This window comes from Croceibacterium mercuriale, assembly GCF_000802385.1.
In the GTDB taxonomy this organism is placed as follows: domain Bacteria; phylum Pseudomonadota; class Alphaproteobacteria; order Sphingomonadales; family Sphingomonadaceae; genus Croceibacterium; species Croceibacterium mercuriale.
The window spans coordinates 1,002,588-1,026,142 of record NZ_JTDN01000001.1; the positions used below are offsets into that span (position 1 = coordinate 1,002,588).

The following is a 23,555-nucleotide window of genomic DNA, read 5'->3' on the forward strand; positions in this document are numbered from 1 at the left end:
GATCAGGCGCGGAAGGCTGGAATGCGGCCGCTGACATCCATGTCGGGAATGGTACGATACCGGGCCAGGACCAGGCTGAAGACACCGAACAGCAGCAGGCCGACGCCGAGCAGATCGAAGGCGATGCCCATGTCGCCCAGCGACGTGATCGCGCCGCCGATGGACACCACGCCGTCGCTGGTCTCGCTCCATGCCGATTGCACCAGCGACCAGCCGATGATCGCGAATACCACCGCGCGGGCGCAATAGCCGGCCGCGCCGATCTGGCGCGTCCCGCGCGGTGCGTTGCGGCTGATCGTGTGCATGAAGCTGCCCGTCAGCCCTTCGCGCGCCTGGAACAGTGCGGTCGCCAGGAAGGCCACGCCCGCCAGCGCTACCAGCACAGGGCCGAGATTGACCGACAGGACACCGGCGGCGACCTCCTGTGCGCGGGCGCTGTCATCGGCTGCCGTGCCGGTGGTGGCGAACTGGAATGCGCTCCACGCCAGCAGCAGGTGGCCGATCGCGCTGCCGCCATGGCCGACGCGCTTGGCCCAGCCCAGCTTGTCGGATCCTTCGTGCTCGATATCGAACAGGGGCGATGCGAGCCGGAACAGGGCGTAGGCAACCAGTCCGATCGCCACCAGCCACAGCAGCAGCGTGCCGCCGGGCGCCTGGCCGATCGCGTCGAATGCGGCGGCCGGCCCGTCGGAGATCTGCTTGCTGCTGGCCAGCGCCAGTACCCCCAGCAGGATGTAGATCGTGGCGCGGGCGAGGAAGCCGAGCCGCACGGCGCGGTCGAACTGTTCCGACTTGTCGATCTGCATACTGGTAGCCCCCGCTGCTGTTCGCGCCATCAACGAAGCTGTCGCCGTAACGTGCCCGTTGACCGTACCTGCCGGTGCTTGCCATTGCCAGTCGCCGACAGCAGCCCTAAATGACCGGCCAATGACCGAGCTATCCCCGATCCCCAGCCCGCAATCCGACCCCGCGCCCGAGGGGCGGCGTCGCAAACCGGACTGGATCCGGGTCAAGGCGCCGGTCAGCAAGGGGTACCAGGAGACGCGCAAGCTGATGCGCGACCTGAACCTCAACACCGTGTGCGAGGAAGCGGCCTGCCCGAATATCGGTGAATGCTGGACCAAGAAGCACGCCACGGTGATGATCCTGGGCGACGTCTGCACACGCGCCTGCGCCTTCTGCAACGTCAAGACCGGCATGCCGCGGGCGGTCGATCCGCTGGAGCCCGAGCATACGGCGGCGGCGGCGGCGGCCATGGGGCTGGAGCATATCGTGATCACCAGCGTCGATCGCGACGATCTGGCCGATGGCGGCGCCGGGCAGTTCGTGAAGGTCATCCAGGCCCTGCGGCGGGAGACGCCCAACACCACGATCGAGATCCTGACGCCGGATTTCCGCGGCAAGATGCGTCCCGCGCTGGAGGCGATCTGCGCTGCCGGGCCGGACGTGTACAACCACAATCTGGAGACGGTGCCCCGGCTGTATCCCACCATCCGCCCCGGCGCGCGCTACTACGCCTCACTCCGCCTGCTGGAAGAGGTGAAACGCCACGATCCGCTGATCTTCACCAAGAGCGGCGTGATGCTGGGCCTGGGCGAGCAGCGGCTGGAAGTGCATCAGGTGATGGACGACATGCGCTGCGCCGATGTCGATTTCATCACCATGGGCCAATATCTGCAACCCACACCCAAGCACGCGAAGGTGGAGGAGTTCGTCACCCCCAAGGGCTTCGGCGCCTATGGCGCGGTGGCCCGGGCCAAAGGCTTCCTGCAGGTGGCCTCCACCCCGCTGACCCGTTCCAGCTACCACGCAGGCGACGATTTCGCCGTGATGAAGGCCGCGCGTGAGGCCAAGCTGGCCAAGGCCGCCCCGAAGATCGGCATCGCAGTCGTCTGATGCCGGGGATCAGGGAAAAGCGCCGGCTGCCCTATTCGGCGGCGCAGATGTTCGACCTGGTGGCCGATGTCGGCCACTATCCGGAATTCCTGCCATGGGTGGTGGCGACCCGCATCCGCTCGGACGACGGGACGGAAATGGTCGCCGACATGCTGGTCGGCTTCAAGGCCTTGCGGGAGAAGTTCACCAGCCGCGTTCACAAGGAACGGCCGGACTTCATCCGGGTGCAATATGTCGACGGGCCGCTGCGCGACCTCGACAATTGCTGGCGCTTCGCCGACCTGCCCGAAGGCGGATGCGAGATCGACTTCTCCGTCGACTTCGCGTTCAAGAACCGGATGTTCGAGATGCTGGCCGGCCAGTATTTCGACCGCGCCTTCCGCAAGATGGTGGAAGCGTTCGAACGGCGCGCCGACGCATTGTACGGCGTACCATCCACCCAGCCGGTCGGCTGAGCCGGCCGCCTACGGCAGCAGTAGTTCCAGGGCGCACATCGTCGCATCCTGCCGGATGGCGGAACGGCCCTCATCGGCGAACTGGCGGGATTCCGCCTCCGGCTTGTCCTGTCCGCGCACCGCGCGGGCGAACACCACCGTGCCGACCGGCTTGCTGTCGGTCCCGCCGCCCGGCCCGGCTATGCCGCTGATCGCCACCGCCACGTCGGCCTTGCTACGCTCCAGCGCGCCACGGGCCATGGCGTAGACGCAGGCGATCGAGACAGCGCCGAACGTGTCGATGATATCGCCCGGCACGCCCAGGTCGGCCTGCTTGGAACTGTTGGAATAGGTCACGAAGCCGCGCTCGAACACATCGGAACAGCCCGAAATTTCCGTCAGCGCGGCGCTGACCAGCCCGCCGGTGCAGCTTTCCGCCACGGCGATGCGTCGGCCGGCGGCGCGGTTCTCCTCGATCACCCGCGCGGCCAGCGCGACGATCGCGTCGGGCAGCAGGTGGTCGGTCATTGCCGGGTGGATGGGCAGATCAGGGCAGGCTGATTGCCGAACAGCGTCAGCATCTGGCTGACCAGCGTGCCCGCCACCTGCGGTTCGATGGTGGACAGGGTCTGCAGCAGCTGTTCCGCCGTGCCGCAATCACCCAGCGGGATGCGGCCCGACAGCTCCTGCACCAGCAGCGCATCCACCAGCGGCCGGACATGCTGGTCCGGCAGGGCAGCGATCAGGCTGAGATTGTCGCGCACCTGCCCGCCGACAGCGCCGCTGCCCAGCACCTTGAGCAGGCCGGACTTTGCCTGCGGCCAGTTGCGCGTCTGCAGGGCAGCGTAGCGTTGCGCAAAGTTGCGGCCTTCGCGGGCCAGGAAGCCGCTGGATGTCAGCTGATCGGCGCAGCGCAGCTCCAGTGCCTGCACGGACGCGGGCACGGCATAGATGGTCATCGCCTGCACCTCCGGCGCGGAGACGCAGGCCTGCGCTGCGGCTATCGTGGGGGTGACGACGGAGAGCATGGCGGCAGCTGCCGCCACGATGGTGTGCAGACGCCTCATGCCCCGGTCTCCCCAACTGGAACCAGCATCGCCACGGCCTGCGCCGCAATGCCTTCGCCGCGACCGGCAAAGCCGAGCCGTTCTGTGGTGGTTGCCTTCACGTTGACCGCCTCTACGCCCACCTGCAGCAATTCGGCAAGCCGCTGCTGCATGGCCGGCCGGTGCGGGCCGATCTTGGGTGCCTCGCAGATCAGCGTCAGGTCGACATTGCCGACCGCGTAGCCGGCCGCGCGCGCCAGGCCCACGGCATGGTCGACGAACTGGTCGGAGGAGGCGCCACGCCATTGCGGGTCCGTCGGCGGGAAGTGCTGGCCGATATCGCCAGCGCCGATCGCCCCAAGGATCGCGTCCACCACCGCGTGCAGGCCAACATCGGCATCGCTGTGGCCGGACAGGCCGAGCGGATGATCGATGCGCACCCCGCACAGCCACAATTCCTCGCCCGCGACCAGGCGGTGCACGTCGAACCCGGTACCCGTCCGCGGCCAGCGGGTTGCGACGGATGAGGCCGGGGCGGGGAAGTCGCCCGCAAAGGTCAGCTTGTGCAGCGTATCGTCTCCTTCAACCAGCGCCACTGCCAGGCCGGCAGCACGCGCCACCTGCGCATCGTCACCAGCATCGGGGGTGCCGGACCATGCACGATGCGCAGCCAATATCGCCGCGAAGCTGAACGCTTGCGGAGTCTGTACCCGGCGCAGGTCCTCGCGGCGGGCAGGCGCGCCCATCAGCGCACCATCCGCATGGGCCAGGCTGTCCGCCACCGGCAACACCGGAATGGCACCAAAGTGCCGTTGCAACGCATCGAGCAGGCGCGCGATCACCGCCGGCGGGCAGTGCGGGCGGGCAGCATCATGGATCAGCACCTGCGCAGGCTCGGCCTCCGCCAGCGCCTCCAGCGCCTCCAGCGCCTTGCGGACGGAGAGCTGGCGCGTCGCGCCCCCGGTGACGAAGCTGATATCGTCCAGCCCGGCGCAACATCCTGCGGCAATCGCCTCCGCCCCTGCCGGAATGGCGACGACGATACGGCCGACGCCGCCCTGCCGCAGGGCGTCGGCCGCGCGTCGCAGCACGGGAACGCCGGCGACCAGCGCGAACTGCTTGGGCACCGGCTGCCCGGCGCGTAGGCCTTGCCCGGCGGCGACGATGATCGCGGCGGGGCCGCCGGAAAGGTCTGACATTGTGGCCATGATCTGGGCTGCGGCGGCTAGCGGCTTGCAGGGCGGGCGGCAATCCACTATGCGCTGCCTGTTTTTTGGGCAGTATGATGCAAGAGCAGACACCTTCACCCCCCGCATGCCGACCGATTGCAATTGGACCGGTAACGATCGCCTGCCCCGTGGTGCTGGCACCGATGACCGGCGTCACCGACCTGCCGTTCCGGAAGCTGGTGCGCCGCTATGGCAGCGGTCTCAACGTGACGGAGATGATCGCCAGCCCGGCCATGATCCGCGAGACGCGCCAGTCGCTGCAGAAGGCTGCATGGGACCCGGTGGAGGAGCCTGTCTCCCTCCAGCTGGCCGGCTGCTCGCCGGACGAGATGGCAGAGGCGGCGAAGCTTAACGCCGATCGCGGCGCTGCGATCATCGACATCAACATGGGCTGCCCCGTGAAGAAGGTGGTGAGCGGCGATGCCGGCAGCGCACTGATGCGCGACCTGCCGCTGGCCGCCCGCCTGATCTCGGCCACGGTAAAGGCGGTGTCCGTGCCGGTGACGGTGAAGATGCGCATGGGCTGGGACCATGACAGCCTCAACGCGCCGGAACTGGCCCGGATCGCGCAGGATCTGGGCGCGCAGCTGATCACCGTCCACGGCCGCACCCGCAACCAGATGTACAAGGGCGAGGCCGACTGGGGCTTCGTCGCGCGGGTCAAGCAGGCCGTCAGCGTGCCGGTGGTCGTCAATGGCGACATCTGCTCGATCGCGGATGCCGCACAGGCGCTGGACCAGTCGGGCGCCGATGGCGTGATGATCGGGCGGGGCGCCTATGGCAAGCCGTGGCTGCTGGGTCAGGTGATGCGCTGGTGGCAGACGGGCGAGGTGATCGGAGAGCCCGACATCGACGAACAGTTCGGCGTCCTGATGGAGCATTACGGACTGATGCTGGACCATTACGGCCGCGACCTGGGCGTGAAGATGGCCCGCAAGCATCTGGGCTGGTACACCAAGGGGCTGACCGGATCGGCGGAGTTCCGCAACAAGGTCAACTTCATCGACGATGCCGACACCGTGCTGGGCGAGCTGGAGCGGTTCTACGCGCCGTTCCTGCGGCAACAGGCGGCGTGATCGACGACACGCGCGGCGCCCCGGGGCCGCGCGAACAGATCACCGGCCTGGTCTTCGCCGTCCTGCTGGTCACGCCCGACCTGATCATCCGGGAGGTCAATCCGGCCGGCGAGAGCCTGCTGGGCCAGAGCAGCCGCCGCCTGCGCGGCCGATCCTTGCTGGAGGTGCTGCGCTTCGCCGACCCGCTGGTGCGCGAACGGCTGAACGATGGCGACCTGCAACTGACTGCGCGCAACGCGCAGTTACGGGTCGAGGACCGGGAGATCGCCGCCAACCTGACCATCTCGCCGATGGCCAACCATCCGGGCTGGCGCATCATCACGCTTTCCGATGCCGGGCAGGGCGAGCGGCTGGGAGAACGGGACAGCCGCAGTGCGCTGCGCGGGCCGGCGGTGCTGGCGCACGAGATCAAGAACCCGCTGGCCGCGATCCGCGGAGCCGCGCAGCTGGTCAGCCGCAAGCTGCCGGAGGATGATCGCGGACTGACCCGCCTGATCACCGACGAGGTGGACCGCATTGCCGAACTGATCGACCGGATGCAGCGGCTGGGCCGCGAACGGGCCGATCCGGTCGCCCCGCTGAACCTGCACGCCACCATCCGGCGCGCGCTGGAGACGGTCACCGCCGCGCGTGGGCCGATGGTGGTGCGGGAGGAGTTCGATCCCAGCCTGCCGCCGGTGCTGGGCAGCGACGGGGCGCTGGTGCAGGTGCTGATCAACCTGGTCACCAACGCGCGTGACGCCAGCGAAACGGCGGACCGGCCCGAGGTGATCATCCGCACCCGCTTCGTCAGCGGGCTGGTGATGAACGTGATCCGGCTGGGCCGACCGGTCAAGCTGCCGATCGAGGTTCAGGTCAGCGACAATGGCGCCGGCATCGACCCCGCCATCCGCGATCACATATTCGAACCGTTCGTCTCCGCGAAGAAGAACGGGCAGGGACTGGGGCTGGCGCTGGTCAACAAGCTGGTGCGCGACATGGACGGGCGGATCAGCCATGAACGCGACGCCGCCACGGGCTGGACGCATTTCCGCGTGCACCTGCCCATGGCGCGATAAGAAAAGAGAGGATCGGACGTGAGTCGCAAGGCCTTGCTGGTGGAGGATGATGCCGCCATCGCCACCGTGATCACCGCCGCGTTGGAGGAAGAAGCCTTCACCGTGGCCCGGTGCGACAGCGTCGCCCAGCGGGACTGGCTGCTGGCGGAACAGCAGTTCGACGTGATGCTGACCGATGTCGTCCTGACGGATGGTGACGGCATCGCCACCCTGCCGGCGGCAATGGCGGTGTGCCCGGATATGCCGGTCATCATCCTGTCGGCCCAGAACACGCTGGATACCGCCGTGCGGGCGACCGACACTGGCGCCTTCGAGTATTTTCCCAAGCCGTTCGACCTGGACGAGCTGGTGCGCGCCGCGTGTCAGGCAGCTGACGGGCGTGGCGCAGTCGACCTGGCGGACAGCGCCGCCACCAGCGCGCTGCCATTGATTGGGCGCAGCCAGCCGATGCAGGACGTCTATCGCATGATCACGCGGGTCCTGCGCAACGACCTGACCGTGCTGGTGCTGGGCGAGTCCGGCACCGGCAAGGAACTGGTGGCGGAGGCGATCCATCAGCTGGGTGCCCGCAAGGACGGGCCCTTCGTGGCGGTGAACACCGCCGCCATCCCGCGCGACCTGATCGAATCGGAGCTGTTCGGGCACGAGAAGGGTGCCTTCACCGGGGCAACCGCGCGGCAGCTCGGCAAGTTCGAGCAGGCGAATAATGGCACCCTGTTCCTGGACGAGATCGGCGACATGCCGCCGGAGGCGCAGACGCGGCTGCTCCGCGCGCTGCAATCCGGCCGTATCCGGCGGGTGGGCGGCAACGAGGAGGTGCCGATCAACGTGCGTATCGTCGCCGCCACCAATCGCGACCTGCAACCGCTGATCGCAGATGGTTCGTTCCGGGAAGACCTGTATTACCGGCTGGCTGTCGTGCCGATCCAGCTGCCGCCCTTGCGCGACCGGACCGGCGACGTGGAGCCGCTCGCGCGCCACTTCCTGCGCTGTGCGGCGCAGGACGGCCTGCCCGCCCGCAGCCTGGCGGCAGCGGGCGCGGCGCTGCTGGACGCGCAGCCCTGGCGCGGCAATGTGCGCGAACTGCGCAACTTCATCTACCGCGCGGCCCTGCTGGCGCGGGAGGAGGAGATCGATGTCGGCCTGATCGGGCAACTGCTGGCCGACCGGCCACTGGCGAGTGTGGCGGGCGGTCCGGTCGACATGGCCCAGGCGCTCGATCATTGGCTGGGGCAGGAGAACCCCGCACCGGGCACGCTGTATCACACCGCCCTGGCGGCTTTCGAGCGGCCCCTGTTCGAACATGCCTTGCGCCAGACCGGCGGCAACCAGCTGCGCGCGGCCCGCCTCCTCGGCATCAACCGCAACACGCTGCGCAAGCGGCTGACCGACCTGCAGATCGGATCGGACGGACACTGACGCCGCGTGCTGGTGTAAAAAGGGCTTGCCTTGTGGCAACAGGGCTGTTGTAAACTTGCAACTGTGAGTGTCAGCGCCTCCTCTGCAACACGCCCGCCAGGTTCGCCCAGCGCGATCCGTCGTTCGCCGCGCTGGTGGCGCCGGATGCAGGTGGTCGGACGGCAGGTGAACCTGTATTTCTGGCTGGCGATCCTGTGCGCCGCGGTGCTGGCCGGGATGCTGGTCAGCTCCTACCTGACGCTCGCCGATCTGGCGGACGAACGGACGCTGGTGCCTTCGGGCCAGTCTTCGGCCATGCTGATCGGCACGCTGATCCCGGCGCTGGGACTGATCGTGCTGTTCGGTCGCCGGCTGGCGATCCGGCGGGCCGGCGGCACTACAGCGCGGCTGCATGTCAACCTGGTGTTCTTCTTCTCCCTGGTGGCGGCCGTGCCCACGCTGCTGGTGGCAGTATTCGCCAGCTTCATGTTCCAGTCGGGCGTGGAGTTCTGGTTCTCCAGCCAGTCCCGCGGCATCCTGGAAAGCGCCAACGAACTCGCGCGCGGCTATTACGACGAGAGCCAGCGCGATGTGGAGCAGGAGACAGTCGCCATGGCCGGCGACCTCCGCTTCGAGCTTGAGCGCAACGGGATGACCAGCCAGGCCTTCCAGAGCGCCTATTCCCTGCAGGTGCTGTTCCGCAAGCTGAACGAGAGCGCCATCCTGCAACAGCAGCCCGACGGAACGTTGCGGGTCGATGCGATCGTCGATCCGGAGGAGGAGAATGTCGATCGCCAGCGCATCTCCGCCGTCGCGCTGGCGCGGTTGCGGCAGGGCGATGCCGTGGTCGTGACCGCCAGCCCCGAACGAATCGAGGCGGTCACCGCCATCGATCGCGCGACCGGTCTGTACCTCTACAATGCGCGCAATTCCGATGCGCTGGCGCTCAGCCAGTGGAAGCGCGCGCAAAGCGTGGTGCAGGCCTACGACGTGCTGACGGAGCGGGCCCGCCGGTTGCAGCTGACCTTCAACCTGGCGCTGCTGGGCGTGTCGCTGGCGCTGGTCGGGCTGGCGGTGTGGTTCGCCCTGCGCTTCGCGGACCGGCAGGTGCAGCCGCTGGCCGATCTGGTCGGCGCCGCGCGTGCGATCGGCGCGGGCAACTACGCCATGCGGGTGACCGGGCGGACCGGACCGGACGAGATCGGCCTGCTGAACCGGGCCTTCAACCGCATGACCCAGCAGATCGAGCGGCAGACCGATGCGCTGATCGGCGCCAACCGCCAGCTTGCCGAACGGCGCGCCTTTATCGAGACGGTGCTGCAGTCGATCACCGCCGGCATCGTCTCCGTTGATGCGGCCGGTACGATCATCCTGATGAACAATTCGGCCCGCGACCTGCTGGCCGAGGGCGACGGCAGCCCCGTCGGGCGCCCCCTGGCAGAACTGTCGCCACGGCTGGCGGAGCTGCTGCGCGGCGGTGCGACCGGCAGCACCGTGCAGTTCAACCGACATGGCGAGATGCTGACCCTCGCCGTCAGGCTGGCCCCGTCGGGCAACGGTCATGTGATCACCTTCGAGGACATCACCCGCCAGCTGCTGGACCAGCGCCAGGCCGCCTGGTCGGACGTCGCTCGGCGTATCGCGCACGAGATCAAGAACCCGCTGACGCCCATCCAGCTGGCGACGGAGCGGCTGAAGCGCCGGTATCGCAAGCAGATCCTGGCCGATGGCGAGCTGTTTGACGACCTGACCGGCACGATCATCCGCCAGGTCGGCGACCTGCGGAAGATGGTGGACGAGTTTTCCTCCTTCGCCCGCCTGCCTAAGCCGGTGTTCCGGCGCGAGGATGCGGTGGATCTGGTGCGCCAGGCCGTGTTCCTGCAGGAGGTCGGCAACCCCGACATCCGCTATCTGCTGGACGTGCATGGGGAAGGGACGGCGATCAGCTGCGATCGGCACCAGATCGGCCAGGCCCTGACCAACGTGCTGAAGAATGCGGCCGAGGCGATCGACAGCCGCCGTCGCGAAGGCAGCCTGCCGGGCGACGGGGGACGTATCGCCATCACCATGGTGCTGGAGGTGGCCGGGATCACGATCGAGGTGCACGACAACGGCATCGGCCTGCCGCAGGGCGGCGAACGCATCATGGAACCCTACGTCACCACGCGCGAGAAGGGGACCGGGCTGGGCCTCGCGATCGTGAAGAAGATCGTGGAAGAGCATGGTGGCGAGATCGCCTTCGCCGCCGAGACGGATGGCGGCACCTGCGCCACGCTGCGGCTGGCGCGCGATCCGCTGGCGGTTGCCGATGACGGACCGGTGGTGGGCAGCGAGGCGGCCGAATGAAAGTGTTTCGGGCAGACACGCAGATGGAGAACAGATGATGGCGCTCGATATCCTGGTCGTGGATGACGAGCTCGACATTCGCGAGCTGGTCGCGGGCGTGTTGAGCGACGAAGGTTATGCCTGCCGCACCGCCGGCGACAGCGTGAGCGCCTTGCGCGCCGTGGACGAGAAACGTCCCAGCGTGGTCCTGCTGGACGTGTGGCTGCACGGCAGCCCGATGGACGGGCTGGAGGTGCTGGACGCGATCAAGATACGCGAGCCGGATCTGCCGGTGATCATCTTCTCCGGCCATGGCGGGCTCGACACCGCGGTCTCCGCCGTCAGCCGTGGCGCGATGGACTTCATCGAGAAGCCGTTCGAGGCGGAGCGCCTGCTGCTGCTGGTCGCCCGCGCCACCGAGACGGAGCGGCTGCGGCGGGAGAACGCTCGCCTGCGCGAGGGGATCACGCAGGCGGAGGAGTTCACCGGCAGTTCCAGCGCGATCAATCAGGTGCGCGCGCTGCTGAAGCGGGTGGCCAATACCGGCAGCCGGGTGCTGATCACCGGGCCGGGCGGCTCCGGCAAGGAAGTCGCCGCGCGCCTGCTCCATTCGTGGAGCCCGCGCGCCGACAAGACCTTCGTCACCGTCAACTCCGCGCGCATCACCCCCGAACGGTTCGAGCAGGAGCTGTTCGGGGAGGAGATCGACGGCCGGCTGGTCCGCCCGGGTCTGCTGGAGATGGCTGATGGTGGCACGCTGTTCTTCGACGAAGTGGCCGACATGCCGCTCAGCACCCAGGCGCGGATCCTGCGCGTGCTGACGGAGCAGAGCTTTGTGCGGGCGGGCGGCAGCCGGCAGATCGGCGTGGATGTGCGCGTGGTATCCTCCACCGCGCGCGACCTGGAGACGGAGATCGCCGAGAAGCGCTTTCGCGAGGATCTGTATTACCGCCTCAACGTGGTGCCGATCACCGTGCCGTCCCTGATCGAGCGGCGGGACGACATTCCCGCGCTGGCCGAGCATTTTTTCACCCGCTACGCCCGCGAGCAAGGACTGGTCGCCCCTGACCTGTCGTCCGAAGCGCTGGCAGCGATGCAGGCGTACGACTGGCCTGGCAACGTGCGCCAGCTGCGCAATGTGGTGGAACGGACCGTCATCCTGGCACCGCGTGAGCGGGTCGGGCTGATCGAGGCGGACATGCTGCCGGCGGAGATCATCGGTGGCGGCGGGGAAAGCGGCGCCGGCATGCCCGCCTTGATGGGCGTACCGTTGCGGGAGGCGCGCGAGAACTTCGAGCGCGAATATCTGCGGGTGCAGATCCGGCGCTTTTCCGGCAATATTTCCAAGACGGCGAGCTTCATCGGCATGGAACGGTCGGCGCTGCATCGCAAGTTGAAGCTGTTGGGCATGAGCGACCGCGCGGGCGAGGAATGATGGATCGTCATGCAGCTGACGTGAAAAGGAACTTCGCAGCCGCACAATAATTTGGCATGATGAGCCGGATCGATCGGCCATAGGAGACCTGTCGCCACAGCAAGGTGGCCAGGTATGCGCAGCACAGCGCCAATAAGAAGGAGTCACGTGAAATGACCAAGGGAACGCTCACCGCCCGCCCCAAGCCCGCGTCCGAAGCCAAGCCGGCGCCCGCCACCCCCGCACCATCCGGCGGCGCAAAGGGTGGCGGCAATCTGCAGGATCTGTTCCTGAATCATCTGCGGCGGGAGAAGACCCCGGTTACCATGTTCCTGGTGAAAGGCGTGAAGCTGCAGGGCATCGTCACGTGGTTCGACAATTTTTCCATCCTGCTGCGGCGTGATGGCCAGTCGCAGCTGGTGTACAAGCATGCGATCTCCACCATCATGCCGGCCCAGCCGGTGGATGCCGAACAGTTCGGCACCGGTGGTGACGGTGGTCGCAAGCAGAAGCTGCTGCAGGACATTTTCCTGTCCCGCGTACGCGATGCCGGGGTCGCGGTGACGATGTTCCTGGTCAATGGCGTCATGCTGCAGGGCCGGATCGCGGCCTATGACCTTTTTTGCATGTTGCTGGAACGCGAAGGCTATGTGCAGCTTGCTTACAAGCATGCGGTATCCACCATCCAGCCCGCCGTGCCGGTCGACCTGACCGCCGATCTGGACGAGGAAGGCGAAGACAACTGAACTTCGGTGACGAAATAGAGGGTGAGGTCAGCCGCGGAGCGCGTGCGCTGGTCATCTGCCCCGAGATCCGTTCTCAGCGACAGACACGGGACGCCGATGCCCGGCTGGAAGAGGCGCGTGGCCTTGCCCTGGCCATCGGCCTCGACGTGCGCGAGGCGACCATTGTGCCGGTACGCGACGTTCGGCCCGGCACGCTGTTCGGTGAAGGTCAGATCGAGCGGATCGCGACCGACGCGACCATGGCGGAAGCCGAGCTGATCATAGTCGACGGCTCGCTTTCGGCCATCCAGCAGCGCAATCTGGAAGACAAGCTGAAGCGCAAGGTGATCGACCGCACCGGTCTGATCCTGGAGATCTTCGGCGAACGCGCCGCCACGGCGGAAGGCCGCCTGCAGGTGGAACTGGCGCACCTCGATTACCAGCAGAGCCGACTTGTGCGCAGCTGGACCCACCTCGAACGGCAGCGCGGCGGCTTCGGCTTCCTGGGCGGTCCGGGCGAAACGCAGATCGAGGCGGATCGCCGCATGATCCGTGCTCGCATGGGGCGCCTGCGGCGGGAACTGGAACAGGTGCGGCGCACCCGGGCGCTGCATCGCAGCCGGCGCGAACGGGCGCCCTGGCCGGTGATCGCGCTGGTCGGCTATACCAATGCGGGCAAGTCGACGATCTTCAACCGGCTGACCGGCGCCGGCGTGCTGGCGCAGGACCTGCTGTTCGCCACGCTGGACCCGACCATGCGCGCGATCAGCCTGCCCGGGCTGGACAAGGCCATCCTGTCGGACACGGTGGGCTTCATCTCCGACCTGCCGACGCAACTGGTCGCCGCCTTCCGCGCCACATTGGAGGAGGTGACCGCCGCCAGCGTGATCCTGCATGTACGCGATATCGCCAATCCCGACAGCGCGGACCAGAAGCGAGAAGTGCTGAACATCCTGGCGGAGCTGGGTGTCGGCACCGGGGAGGGCGAGTTCGCCGACATTCCGATTATCGAGATCTGGAACAAGTGGGACCTGCTGCCACCGGAGCAGCAAGATGAACTGGCGCATGTGTCGGAAGGCGAGCCCGACATCCTGCGCCTGTCGGCAATTACGGGCGAGGGCATGGACGAGATGCTGGCCCGGCTCGGTGCCGTGCTGACCGGCGGTGCCCGGGTGCATGCGATAACCGTGGATGCGGCCGACGGGCAGCGCCTTGCGTGGCTGCATGCGCATGGCGAGGTGCTGGGCGAGCATGATGCGGGCGATGGTTCCGCAGGGCCACGTCGGCGCCTGGATGTGCGCCTGACCGAACGCGAGCTGGGGCGTTTCAACACGCTCTAGGTGGCGCGCTCACCTGCCTTGACCGCCTGCCACAACGCCTCTTGCCCTTCCAGGTCGAGGTCCGCGAAGCCGCCCGCCGCCATGGTCTCCATGGCGCGATAACGGCGTTCGAACTTGTCGTTGGCCCGGCGCAGCGCCTGTTCGGCATCCACGCCATAGGCGCGCACCAGGTTCACGGCGGCAAATAGCAGGTCGCCTGCCTCCTCCTCCATGCTGGCGGGCCCCGCCTCGGCCAGCTCCTGCATCTCTTCCACGACTTTCGCACGTGGACCGGCTGTGTCCGGCCAGTCGAATCCGTCCCGTGCAGCCCGGCGCTGCAACTTGTCCGCCCGCAGCAGCGCGGGCAGGGCGCGGGCAACCCCGTCCATCGTGCTGGTCGCGCCCGCCTGCCTGCGCTCCGCTGCCTTCAGGACCTCCCATGCGGTATGATCGGTCGCGGCATCACCGAAGATGTGCGGGTGGCGCGCCTCCATCTTGTCGGAAATGGCACGGGCGACGGCGGTGAAGTCGAACAGGCCGGCTTCTTCCGCGATCCGAGCATGGAACACCACCTGCAGCAGCAGGTCGCCCAGCTCCCCGCGCAGATCGTCATGATCGCCCCGCTCGATCGCGTCGGCAACTTCGTAGGCTTCCTCGATCGTATATGGCGCGATCGTCCCGAAGCTCTGCGCCCGGTCCCATTCGCAACCGGTCACGGGATCGCGCAACCGCGCCATGATGGCGAGCAGGCGTTGCAGCTGATCCGCCTGATCCAGCCCCGCCAGCGTTGCGGCCGCAGGCGGCGGTGCGGTGCGGAAACCTTCCACCTGATCTGGCGTGCCGAGCATGCCGACATCCTCCAGCGCCAGCTCGCTCATGGTGACCAGTGCACCCTCGGCAATGAGCTGGTTGTACATCGGCGCGATGTACCGCTCGCCCTTTTCCGCACCTTGCCCGTCGGAGAAGAAGCGGCCGTAGAGCGCGATATATTCGGCGGCCGAGGCGAACCAGTACAGTCCCACCGTGGCATGAGGAGAGATGCGGACCTTTTCGCGCAGTTCCACGACCCGGCCATCCGCGTCCGTACGGCAGAACGACCACCCATCCCCGGGACCGGGGAAGCATGGCACCCACCCGGCCGATCCCCTGGCTATCTGCGCCGGGGTCATGGCGCCAGGGGCTACGAACGTGTCGATGTTGAACACGGCGAACGGCGCGTCGGCGGCGCTACGTTCGGCCAGCAGCCTGGCGGTGGTCGCCTGCCCATCGGTCATGCCGTCCAGTTCGATGATCTCGCCCATGGCGATGCCCAGCGCCTGGCACCGGGCGGTCAGGAAGGCGCGCGCATCCTCCGCCCGCCTGGTGGCGAAGGTGAAGCGCCAGCCGGCTGCGCGGAAAGCCTCCAGCGCCAGCATGGACCAGTCGAACAAGGGCCGGCCCAGCACCTCGATCTCGTATTTCGGGCTTGTGTAGCCGACCTTGGTAAAGCGGCTGCCCAGGCCGGCCATGGTGACCGCGATCGTCCCGGGCACGGTCACAGCAGGCGGTCCCGGTCACAGATCGCGGCAAGCTCCTCCAGCGAGTTGTCGAGGAATTCGCGCGGGCGAACCGTGCGGTCGTCGACATAGAACCCGTCCCGGCCCGGCCAGGGCTTGCCCATCCAGATCTCGTCATAAGGCACGCCATGCTCGTCCAGCCAGGCGCTCACGACCGGAAGCACATGGCGCAGGATCTCGCCCTGATTGCCGTCATAGGTGCGCATGCCGCGGGACGAGGACAGGATGATGCGCCAGCCCTGATCGTGCAGTTCCATCAGCCGCGCCTTCATATGCTGGTCGCAGGCGAGGCTGGCGTAATCCTCTTCCGGCCCTTTGATCTTGCACAAGGTGCCGTCGATATCGACCACGAGCACGCGTTCCTTGGCTATCAAACGCTCTTTCCTTCCAGTTCGTCCATGATGGCGCAGGCGATCAGGCAGAAGCCCGGCAGTTTGCGCGGCGTATCCAGATGCAGCGGCAGCATCGACAGGAACAGTGACAGTTCGTAGGCGCGAATGACCGCCTGATCATGGCCGGTCGCCGCCAGCCGATCGGCCAAGGCCTTCTTCATCCAGCCCGGCGGACCGTGCCCGTCAAGTTCCAGCGCCAGCCGTAGATCATGGCCCACGCGACATTCGAACAGGCCATTATTGACGAAGTCGTAGCCGCCCATGATCGAGTGGCTGAACTTGGCCAGATCATACAGCGGGTGCATCCACGCCTCGTCCAGGCTGGTCGCGCCCCTGGGGTCGATCAGGCGGAACAGGCCGATATTGCGGCTGAACAGGATATTGGACAGGCACGGATCGCCATGCCCGACGGCCAGCGCGCTGCTGCGATCGGTCGCGATCGCCCGTTCGATCAGGGCACTCGCCTGCCGTCGCATGTCCGCGATGCCGCCACGCGGGCCGCTGCTGGCCAGCAGCGCGTCCAGCCGGCGGCCGGCGTCGGTGGTCAGCAGTTCGTCCAGCCGATGGTGCATCTTGGCCAGGATGGTGTCACGCGCCACCGCCCGCACCCGGTCGGTGCCTGTCTCCTGCCGGCCGCGCGCGTCCAGGAACTCGAAGAACCGGTCGAGCAGCCGGGCGAAGCTGCCCGCGTCGAAGCTGTGGTGGACGATCTGCAAGGCCGCGTCCGGCACCGACAGGTTCTCCATGGCGTAGCTCGCCCGGCCGCCTTCCTCGCGATAGTCGAAGGTCGGCAGCAGGAACCGCTTCATCGCATCCGGCACGACATGGAAGAAGCCGTGCTCGCCCTGCATCTTGGCGATGTCCGTCGACGATTTCCGGAACACGTCGCCCGAGACCTGGCTGGCATTGAAGAACCGAACTTCCGTCGCCCCGATCATGTAGGCCAGAAAATTGCCCACACTGCGCAGGTCCAGCAGCTTCATGGCATTGTCCACCGCCAGGCTGGTCTCGGCGATGGCGTCGAAGAAGCTGCGCCGCTGGCGGGGCTCGCGGATGTTCAGCAGCGCGATCGTGTCGGTCCGGGTGAGCAGGGTGACCGCCTCGTCATCGAAGCGTCCGCCGAACATGGCCGGGCCCGGGGCATAAGGCAGCTTGCGCAAGGTGCGCGCGAACATGTCGAGGTCCACGGGGATCAGGCCGCTCGGCAGGCGGATCACCCGGTCGTCGTCCCGCCGGCGGGCGAGCTGATCCGCCAGCGCATCGCGCGATGCCGCATCGCTGATGCGCACGAAGTCGAACTGCCGCTCCTTCGTCACGGCGCGCTCGACCAGATCGGCCAGTCGCTGCTTGCGCTTCAGCACCGCGCCGAACCGTTCGACGCCGATGATCTCGCGGATCGCGGCCGGGGCCGGCTCACTGTCGTCATACACGAACAGCATGGGTCAGACCTTTCCGGAGCCGCTCAGCACGATGCCGGCGGCGGCGGGCAGCCGCACCCGCTGCGGCTCGCCCGCCTGCCGCTTGCCATAGGGCAGCGGCACCCACAACCAGACCAGCAACAGGGCATCGAAGAAGACAAAGGTGGCCAGGGTGATCGCAGGGGAGGGCTGCTCCCCCAGCAGCATGATGCGCCAGCTGGCATCGGCACGGGCCAGCGCCACCTCCACCACGCCGTGCAGCGACAGCGTGCCGGGATCGATCGCCATCAGGATGGCCGCGACCCCGATCAGCTCCATGCTCCAGATACCCAGGGTTGCCAGGATCAGGAAGGCGGGCGCGGCGCTGATGGTCCGGCGGCTGATGTCCAGCATCCCGCGCGCCTTGCTCACCAGCGCCAGCACATGCAGCGCACGATCCTGGTAGTGGTTGACGAAGATATGCCGCTGCACCTGCTCCAGCAGCACAGGCAGCAGGAAGAACGCCAGCACCAGCAGGGACAGGCAGGTGCCCAGCACAGCCACTGGCGCCGCAACGTTCCACCCGCCATCGGCCAGCAGCAGCAAGGCCATGCCGATCAGCACCACGCCATCCATCGAGCGATCGATCAGCAGCACGATGATCGGCCGCGACCACGACTTCGCGGTCCGGGCAAGCTCCCCCAGACGGATCAGTTCGTCCGTCTTCAGCGGCAGGATCAGCGACCAGGGCGCCACGAAAAGGTGCAGCAGCACCACCGTGCGGAAGCTGGCCCCCAGCAACGGCATGGCGATGACCGCCAGCCGGAACGCCCGCATCAGGTGCGCGATGATGTAGAGGACGGCTGCGCCGATGCAGGCAAACAGCAGCCGCCCGGTCATCTCCCAGCCCCCCGCCGCCAAGGTGCGGTTGGCGTGAACCAGCAGGGCGGCCAAGACCACGGCCGACAGGGCCGTCACCAGCCAGCGCCGCCCGCGCGCGAATGACTGCCCCCGGAGGTTCACGCCTGCTCTTGCGTCACGGGCGCGGGCCAGCTGCGGACCAGCGTGGCCGGGTAGCTGGCGCGGGGCACGTCGCGATGCTCCGCGGCATGGAACCGGGCAACGGAGAGCAGGCGCTGGCGCAGCAGCTTCAGCATCCGGATACCCTGACTGAACAGTCGGGCATTGGAAACCTGGTCATCTTCCCGCCAGTTGATCGGGAAGAAGCGGAAACGATGGCCGTGATCTGCCAGGCCGAAGACGAGGTAATAGTTGAAGGTCAGGTTGTCGGCATATTTCAGGTGGAAGCCGTCGGCAAAGATGCTGGTGCGGAACAGGTTCAGGCCCGACCCCAGATCGCTGAACCACTGCCCGCCGATGATCGAGAAGATCGCGTTAAACACGTGGTTCGCCGCAGTGCGCAGTGTCGAGTAGCCCTGCAGCGTGGCGCCGCGCATGAAGCGTGCGCCCAGCAGGGCGTCCACGGTACGATGGACGCCGGCGGCCAGATGCGGCTGGAGATCGGCGATCGAGCCCTGATCATCCCCATGCAGCACCACCAGATATTCGAAACCATGCTGATGCGCAAAATCGATGGCGACCTTGTGCGATCCACCAAGACCGTAATTGTCGTCGTTCCGCAGCAGGTACTTTTCCCGCACCGGGCTGGCCGCGAGCGCCGCCTCGGCGGCGGCGAGGGTCTCGTCGGGCGACTGGTTGTCGATGCACAGCACCGCCAAATCGGCGGGCAGGCCGGGCAAGCGCGCGAACTGTTCGATCACGCGAGGGATCTGCGGGGCGCAGCGGTACATCGGCACGAAGACGAGGATCCGCTCGCCGCCAGGCGTGACGCCGTTCACCTCAGCGGAACCGGATACGTTGTTCAATGATGATCCCCATGGCTAGGTAGTTAAGGTACATGGTGACAGGCGTCACCGCGACCTTCGCGATTGGCGGCACGAGGTACAAAGGATCGAGCGTCAGGCCAAGGCTGCCAAGTATGTTTCCGGCTCGCACCATGAGCGCCGGGGTGGCCAGCCATTGTCCCAGTACCGCCACCGCCTGCGACGCGAGCAGGATCGCCGCGACGTTCCAGGCGATGTAAGCGGCAATGGCAACGGGCAGCGCCGTGCGGCTGTCGCGGAAGATGAATCGCCGACCGGCGACGAACACCAGCGACACCGCTACTCCGGCGCCGACCAGATTGGCCAGGAACAGCGACACGCCCGTGGCGGCGAGCAGGTTGAACAGGGTGAAGTCGATCAGCCAGCCGATCCCCGATATCAGGGCAAAGGCATGAACCCTGACCGGAGCGAGTGCAGCTGTCAGCACAGCGCTCTCGCCCGGCAGTCACGCCGGGCCAGCAGCTGCCATGATCCATTCTCGTCCACCACGCGGAAATCGCGCGCGATCTCGGGCGCATAGGCCTGCCGGAAGGCGAGCACGGTGGAGTAGCTCATGTAGCGTTTGGGCATCATGACATAGTCCACGCCACCCAGCAGCAGGGCAGGATCGGGCTTGCGATCCTGCGAGAACGTCCGGCCCGCATGCCACCAGGCGATTTCGTGCCGGACGGGTGGCAGACCCAGGATCAGCGGAAAGGGATTGCTGAAGGTCAGCGGCAACACCACCGCATCGTGGCGGCCCTGCACATGCGGGCGGAGCAGGGCGACACCTTCGCCAATCACACCCATCAATGCGACATCGTTCCTGACGGCCGGATCGGTGCCCAGCGGCCCGACCGGCAGGTTGCTGCCGGACAGCGCCAGGTCGGCGATCGGCGTTTCCGCCAGCCAGGCCACGTCTGCGCCACGGGCACGGGGTGCCATGGCCGTCCAGCCGATCGCCGCAACATCCTGCACCATCGACACGGCCGCCATCGCCACGAAGGCTGTCGCGCACAGCAGGCCGGCCAGTCGCCCGGCCGCCGCTTCCCCCGCCTGGAGTACCGGAGTTCGCATCATCCGCAAGGCGGGGTAACCGGCGACCAGCACCGCGATGGCCAGCAGAGGGTTTTCGAGTTCCGGATGGTTCTGGATGCCGATCGCCACGCCGGCCAGCACGATGGCCAGGCTGAGCAGGGTGCGCGGGACCCACAGGCGATGACGCCGCTGATCCCGTTCGTTGAGCAGGCCGATCACCAGCACCGCCACCGCTCCTGTCGCGCAATAGAACAGCAGCCGGATGGCAAAGGCTGGGCGCAGCACATCGGTCGCCACCGATGCGGCCATGCGCACATCGGCCAGGTACAGGTGGATCAGGCCGGTACCAAGTTCCACCAGCAGCACGACCGAACCGAACAGCCCGAACAGCATGGCCGGAAACCGCCAGTCGGACAGGCGGCGGACAGTGACCAGCGTGACCAGCACGATGCCCAGAGCTGCCCCGGCATAGGTCAGCTTGATCAGGAACAGCGCGGTCAGCAGGCCACCCGTCACGGCGCCATCGATCAGCGACGAGCGGCGTGTCGGATCCGGGCGCGGGCACGCCGCGACGATCGCGAGCAGGCCGATCAGCGCCCAGCCAAAGCGATTGTAGGAAGCGTTGTTGCTGATGGCAGTGGCAGCCTCGCCGATCTGCCGGGGCGAGGACGCGACGAGACCGAGATAAAGCGCGACGATCGACGCCAGCCACAAGGGCAGGCGCTGGCGCCCGAGCACCAGCGCAACGAGCGCCACCAGCAATGCCGCCAGCAGGTTGGCATAGATCAGCGTGCTGGCGGAAATCGGCACCACCAGCCCCGGAACCCAATGGATCACATAATACAGGATGCCCAGCGGAGAGACGAAATCCCGGTGCGGCAGATGCCCGTGCTGCAGGTGCAGCGCACCTTCCAGCGGAACGAACATGTCGTGCGTGAAGATGTGGAAGTACACGCCCCGGCTGACCTGCAGCAGAGCGGAGAGCACCAGGATGGCAAATGGCAGCAGCCACCAGAGCACTGCAATATTGCGGGCACGCGTCATCGGCCGGTTCACGATTTTCCAGGATGGTCACAGGGTGAAGCCGGCGATGATGGCCCGCAGGCTGCAGGGGGTCAATGCCGCTTCATGGCCCGCTGCGTCAACCGCTGGCAAACGGGAAGGCTGGTCGGCACCCTGGGTCCAGAATGTGAGCAGGGTTGATGCTCTTGCGCGAAGAATGACACTGCGGATCCATAAACAGGCTGATAACCTTCAGGCGCTTATCTAAGGTGGGCTGCGAAAGGACCATCAGTGCACATTTCGATCGCTGCGCGGATTACGGCTGGCTGTGTGGCCTTGTTGCTCCTTTCCTCCTTAATGATCGCGCAAGGTGTCCGGATCGGCGGGGACGGTCAGGCCGCCAACCGGCGCATTCACTCCCTTGCCAACCTGCTGCGGGAACAGGACCGGCAGGACAGTGCGCAGCGGCGATTGCGGCTGGCCCTTGGCGACGAGACGCGACGGGCCGAGCAGGACGAGCCGGTGTCCGCGGCGCGCTGGCAGGAACTGTCTGCGCAGCTCGATTCGTTCGCATCGCTGACTGCTGCGGCGCAGCCGGACGACGTGCCGCCCGAAATCACGGGCACGCTTGCGCAGGCCCGACTGGCGGCCATGAACTTCGTCGGTGCCGGGCATGGCCTGATCGACACGGCACAGCATGACCGGGCGCGGATACAGGATCGGATGCCAGCCTTCGTCGCCGCTTTGAAGGATCTGGAGGCGGCGCGCACACGCACCCGGGAACTGCTGAACCGGACGATCGGGCAGGCTGTCGATGACAATGTCGTGTTTGCCGACGAGAGTGTCAGCAAGTTCATTCTGGGCGCGGTGCTGGCCTGCCTGCTGCTGCTGCTGGTGGCGCTCTGGCTGCACATCCGCGTCATTGCCCCGATCGTCGCCATTGCGGGAAGGCTGCGGAATTTCGATCCTGCGACGATCGCCTGTGCCGACGTGCCCTGCCTCGACCGGCAGGACGAGCTGGGCGATCTTGCCCGCGGCCTGTTCGAATACCAGAAGGCCGTGGAGGACCGGCAGGCGGCGCAACGGCGGATCGACTATCTGGCCTATCACGACGTGCTGACCGGGCTGCCCAATCGCCTTCAGTTCGAACGCCGGCTGCAGGCCGAGCTGGCCGGCGGGCAAAGCGAGGACTGGCAGGCCGCAGTCTTCGCCATCGACCTGGACGAGTTCAAGGAGATCAACGACCTGCATGGCCATCCTGGCGGCGATGTCGCGTTAAAGCATGTCGGCGCGCTGCTGCAGCAATGCGCCGGCGCGGACGATCTGGTGGCGCGTGTCGGCGGGGACGAGTTCGCGATCATCCAGGCCCCGGCGCCCCAGCCGCAGGGCGCCCGTGCCCTGCTGGCGCATCTGGCGAGCGCCATGGCGGAAGGGGAGCGGGCGGCCATCCCGTTCAAGGTCAGCATCGGGGTCGCCGTGGCAGCGCCCGGCCAGACGCCCGACGATGTCTACAAGGCCGCCGATGTGGCGCTGTACCGCGCCAAATCCGATGGCCGGAACCGGGCGCGGTTCTACGATGCCGGCCTGCAGGAAGAGGTCCGCCTCGGCAGGGTGCTCGCCCGCGATCTCGAACATGCGGCCGCCAATGGCGAGCTGTTCGTGGCATATCAGCCGATCGCGACAGTGGCGAAGCAGATCGTCGGCTACGAAGCGCTGCTCCGCTGGCATCATCCCACGCTGGGCATGATATCCCCGACGCAGTTCATTCCGGTTGCGGAAGCGTCAGGCGCCATCAACCAGATCGGCCTGTGGATGGCAGACCAGGCGCTTGCCGCGGCCGCCCGATGGTCGCCTGAGCTGACGCTGTCCCTGAACCTGTCGCCCATCCAGTTCCGCGAGGCGGGTCTGGGGATCGATTTGCTGAAGCTGGCGGAACGCCACGGGATGCCCGGAAGCCGCCTGAACTTCGAGGTGACCGAGAGCGCGACCCTGCTCGGCAAGAACCGGAACATGGTGCTGGATGTCCTGCGTCATCTCCAGGGAGCGGGCGCCGCAATCGCGATGGACGATTTCGGCACCGGCCATTCCTCGCTCAGCGACCTGAGGGATTTCGGCTTCGACATGCTGAAGATCGATCGCACCTTCGTCGCCTCCATGCTGGAGGATCGATCATCGGCCCTCATCGTGCAGGCGATCATCGGTCTGGGGCACAGCCTGGGCAAGGCGATCGTGGCGGAAGGCGTGGAGACCGAAGCGCAACTGTCCCGGCTGCGCGAATGGAACTGCGACCGGATCCAGGGCTACCTGATCGGCCGACCCATGCCGGACACGGTCACGGTACCGGCCCGCGTCGCGTCCTGCTGAGCG

At 67.1% G+C, this 23,555-nt stretch carries 21 protein-coding genes; 10 read left to right on the forward strand and 11 right to left on the reverse strand.

The features are described from left to right. Positions 1-2: 2 nt before the first annotated feature. Positions 3-806, reverse strand: a complete 804-nt coding sequence (locus PK98_RS04530; protein ID WP_039094617.1) for a DUF1206 domain-containing protein — start codon at positions 804-806, stop codon at positions 3-5. Positions 807-927: 121 nt separating this feature from the next. On the opposite strand from PK98_RS04530, the gene lipA reads away from it, so the two are divergent. Both lipA and PK98_RS04540 read left to right on the forward strand, forming a co-directional pair. Next, entirely contained in the window at positions 928-1,896 is a 969-nt protein-coding gene (gene lipA / locus PK98_RS04535; RefSeq protein WP_039094619.1) for a lipoyl synthase, read from the forward strand. Next, positions 1,896-2,351, forward strand: coding sequence for a type II toxin-antitoxin system RatA family toxin (locus tag PK98_RS04540; RefSeq protein ID WP_039094621.1), 456 nt, complete (start codon positions 1,896-1,898; stop codon positions 2,349-2,351). The genes lipA and PK98_RS04540 overlap by 1 nt, the downstream gene beginning before the upstream one ends. Before the next feature lie 9 nt (positions 2,352-2,360). Here PK98_RS04540 and PK98_RS04545 read toward each other — a convergent pair whose 3' ends face one another. Genes PK98_RS04545 through PK98_RS04555 form a run of 3 tightly spaced genes read right to left on the reverse strand, consistent with a single transcriptional unit; the run spans position 2,361 to position 4,584 of the window. Then, on the reverse strand, positions 2,361-2,858 hold the full coding sequence (locus PK98_RS04545) for a CinA family protein (protein ID WP_039094623.1): 498 nt from the start codon (positions 2,856-2,858) through the stop codon (positions 2,361-2,363). Continuing rightward, positions 2,855-3,397, reverse strand: coding sequence for a hypothetical protein (locus PK98_RS15910; protein ID WP_052208026.1), 543 nt, complete (start codon positions 3,395-3,397; stop codon positions 2,855-2,857). The genes PK98_RS04545 and PK98_RS15910 overlap by 4 nt, the downstream gene beginning before the upstream one ends. Next, complete coding sequence (locus PK98_RS04555) at positions 3,394-4,584, reverse strand: bifunctional 2-C-methyl-D-erythritol 4-phosphate cytidylyltransferase/2-C-methyl-D-erythritol 2,4-cyclodiphosphate synthase (RefSeq protein WP_052208028.1); 1,191 nt, start codon at positions 4,582-4,584, stop codon at positions 3,394-3,396. Before PK98_RS04555 ends, PK98_RS15910 begins: the two co-directional genes overlap by 4 nt. Before the next feature lie 77 nt (positions 4,585-4,661). Here PK98_RS04555 and dusB point away from each other — a divergent pair, with 77 nt between their 5' ends. From dusB to hflX, 7 genes are all read left to right on the forward strand, one after another. After that, entirely contained in the window at positions 4,662-5,681 is a 1,020-nt protein-coding gene (gene dusB / locus PK98_RS04560) for a tRNA dihydrouridine synthase DusB (protein WP_052208368.1), read from the forward strand. Then, positions 5,678-6,739 (forward strand): two-component system sensor histidine kinase NtrB, encoded by a 1,062-nt coding sequence (locus PK98_RS04565; protein ID WP_039094627.1) that lies wholly within the window; start codon positions 5,678-5,680, stop codon positions 6,737-6,739. Before dusB ends, PK98_RS04565 begins: the two co-directional genes overlap by 4 nt. Before the next feature lie 18 nt (positions 6,740-6,757). Then, positions 6,758-8,158 (forward strand): sigma-54-dependent transcriptional regulator, encoded by a 1,401-nt coding sequence (locus tag PK98_RS04570; RefSeq protein WP_039094629.1) that lies wholly within the window; start codon positions 6,758-6,760, stop codon positions 8,156-8,158. A 144-nt stretch (positions 8,159-8,302) separates the two neighbouring features. Continuing rightward, on the forward strand, positions 8,303-10,483 hold the full coding sequence (locus PK98_RS04575) for a HAMP domain-containing histidine kinase (RefSeq protein WP_039094631.1): 2,181 nt from the start codon (positions 8,303-8,305) through the stop codon (positions 10,481-10,483). Between the two features lie 37 nt (positions 10,484-10,520). Further along, positions 10,521-11,897, forward strand: coding sequence for a nitrogen assimilation response regulator NtrX (gene ntrX, locus PK98_RS04580; RefSeq protein WP_039096238.1), 1,377 nt, complete (start codon positions 10,521-10,523; stop codon positions 11,895-11,897). Between the two features lie 152 nt (positions 11,898-12,049). After that, positions 12,050-12,622 carry an RNA chaperone Hfq gene (hfq, locus tag PK98_RS04585; protein WP_039096239.1) on the forward strand — a complete coding sequence of 191 codons (573 nt, stop codon included), beginning with the start codon at positions 12,050-12,052 and terminating at the stop codon, positions 12,620-12,622. Then, positions 12,619-13,941, forward strand: a complete 1,323-nt coding sequence (gene hflX, locus PK98_RS04590) for a GTPase HflX (RefSeq protein WP_039096240.1) — start codon at positions 12,619-12,621, stop codon at positions 13,939-13,941. The genes hfq and hflX overlap by 4 nt, the downstream gene beginning before the upstream one ends. On the opposite strand, the gene mazG is transcribed toward hflX, so the two are convergent. The 7 genes from mazG to PK98_RS04630 form a co-directional block, all read right to left on the reverse strand. Further along, a complete protein-coding gene (mazG, locus tag PK98_RS04595) occupies positions 13,938-14,678 on the reverse strand; it encodes a nucleoside triphosphate pyrophosphohydrolase (protein ID WP_268745941.1) in 741 nt (246 codons plus the stop codon). The genes hflX and mazG overlap by 4 nt on opposite strands. A gap of 776 nt (positions 14,679-15,454) precedes the next feature. Next, the gene (locus tag PK98_RS04605) at positions 15,455-15,850 is read right to left on the reverse strand and encodes an HAD family hydrolase (RefSeq protein WP_052208030.1); all 396 of its coding nucleotides are present in this window, start codon (positions 15,848-15,850) and stop codon (positions 15,455-15,457) included. Beyond that, entirely contained in the window at positions 15,847-17,307 is a 1,461-nt protein-coding gene (locus PK98_RS04610; RefSeq protein ID WP_052208032.1) for a hypothetical protein, read from the reverse strand. The genes PK98_RS04605 and PK98_RS04610 overlap by 4 nt, the downstream gene beginning before the upstream one ends. 3 nt (positions 17,308-17,310) lie before the next feature. Then, positions 17,311-18,288, reverse strand: coding sequence for a hypothetical protein (locus tag PK98_RS04615; protein ID WP_039094633.1), 978 nt, complete (start codon positions 18,286-18,288; stop codon positions 17,311-17,313). After that, complete coding sequence (locus PK98_RS04620) at positions 18,285-19,151, reverse strand: glycosyltransferase family 2 protein (protein WP_200884972.1); 867 nt, start codon at positions 19,149-19,151, stop codon at positions 18,285-18,287. The genes PK98_RS04615 and PK98_RS04620 overlap by 4 nt, the downstream gene beginning before the upstream one ends. Beyond that, on the reverse strand, positions 19,126-19,596 hold the full coding sequence (locus PK98_RS04625) for a GtrA family protein (protein WP_039094635.1): 471 nt from the start codon (positions 19,594-19,596) through the stop codon (positions 19,126-19,128). Before PK98_RS04625 ends, PK98_RS04620 begins: the two co-directional genes overlap by 26 nt. After that, a complete protein-coding gene (locus tag PK98_RS04630; RefSeq protein WP_039094637.1) occupies positions 19,590-21,230 on the reverse strand; it encodes a hypothetical protein in 1,641 nt (546 codons plus the stop codon). Before PK98_RS04630 ends, PK98_RS04625 begins: the two co-directional genes overlap by 7 nt. A gap of 315 nt (positions 21,231-21,545) precedes the next feature. On the opposite strand from PK98_RS04630, the gene PK98_RS04635 reads away from it, so the two are divergent. Then, entirely contained in the window at positions 21,546-23,552 is a 2,007-nt protein-coding gene (locus PK98_RS04635) for a putative bifunctional diguanylate cyclase/phosphodiesterase (RefSeq protein ID WP_052208034.1), read from the forward strand. Positions 23,553-23,555: the final 3 nt, after the last annotated feature.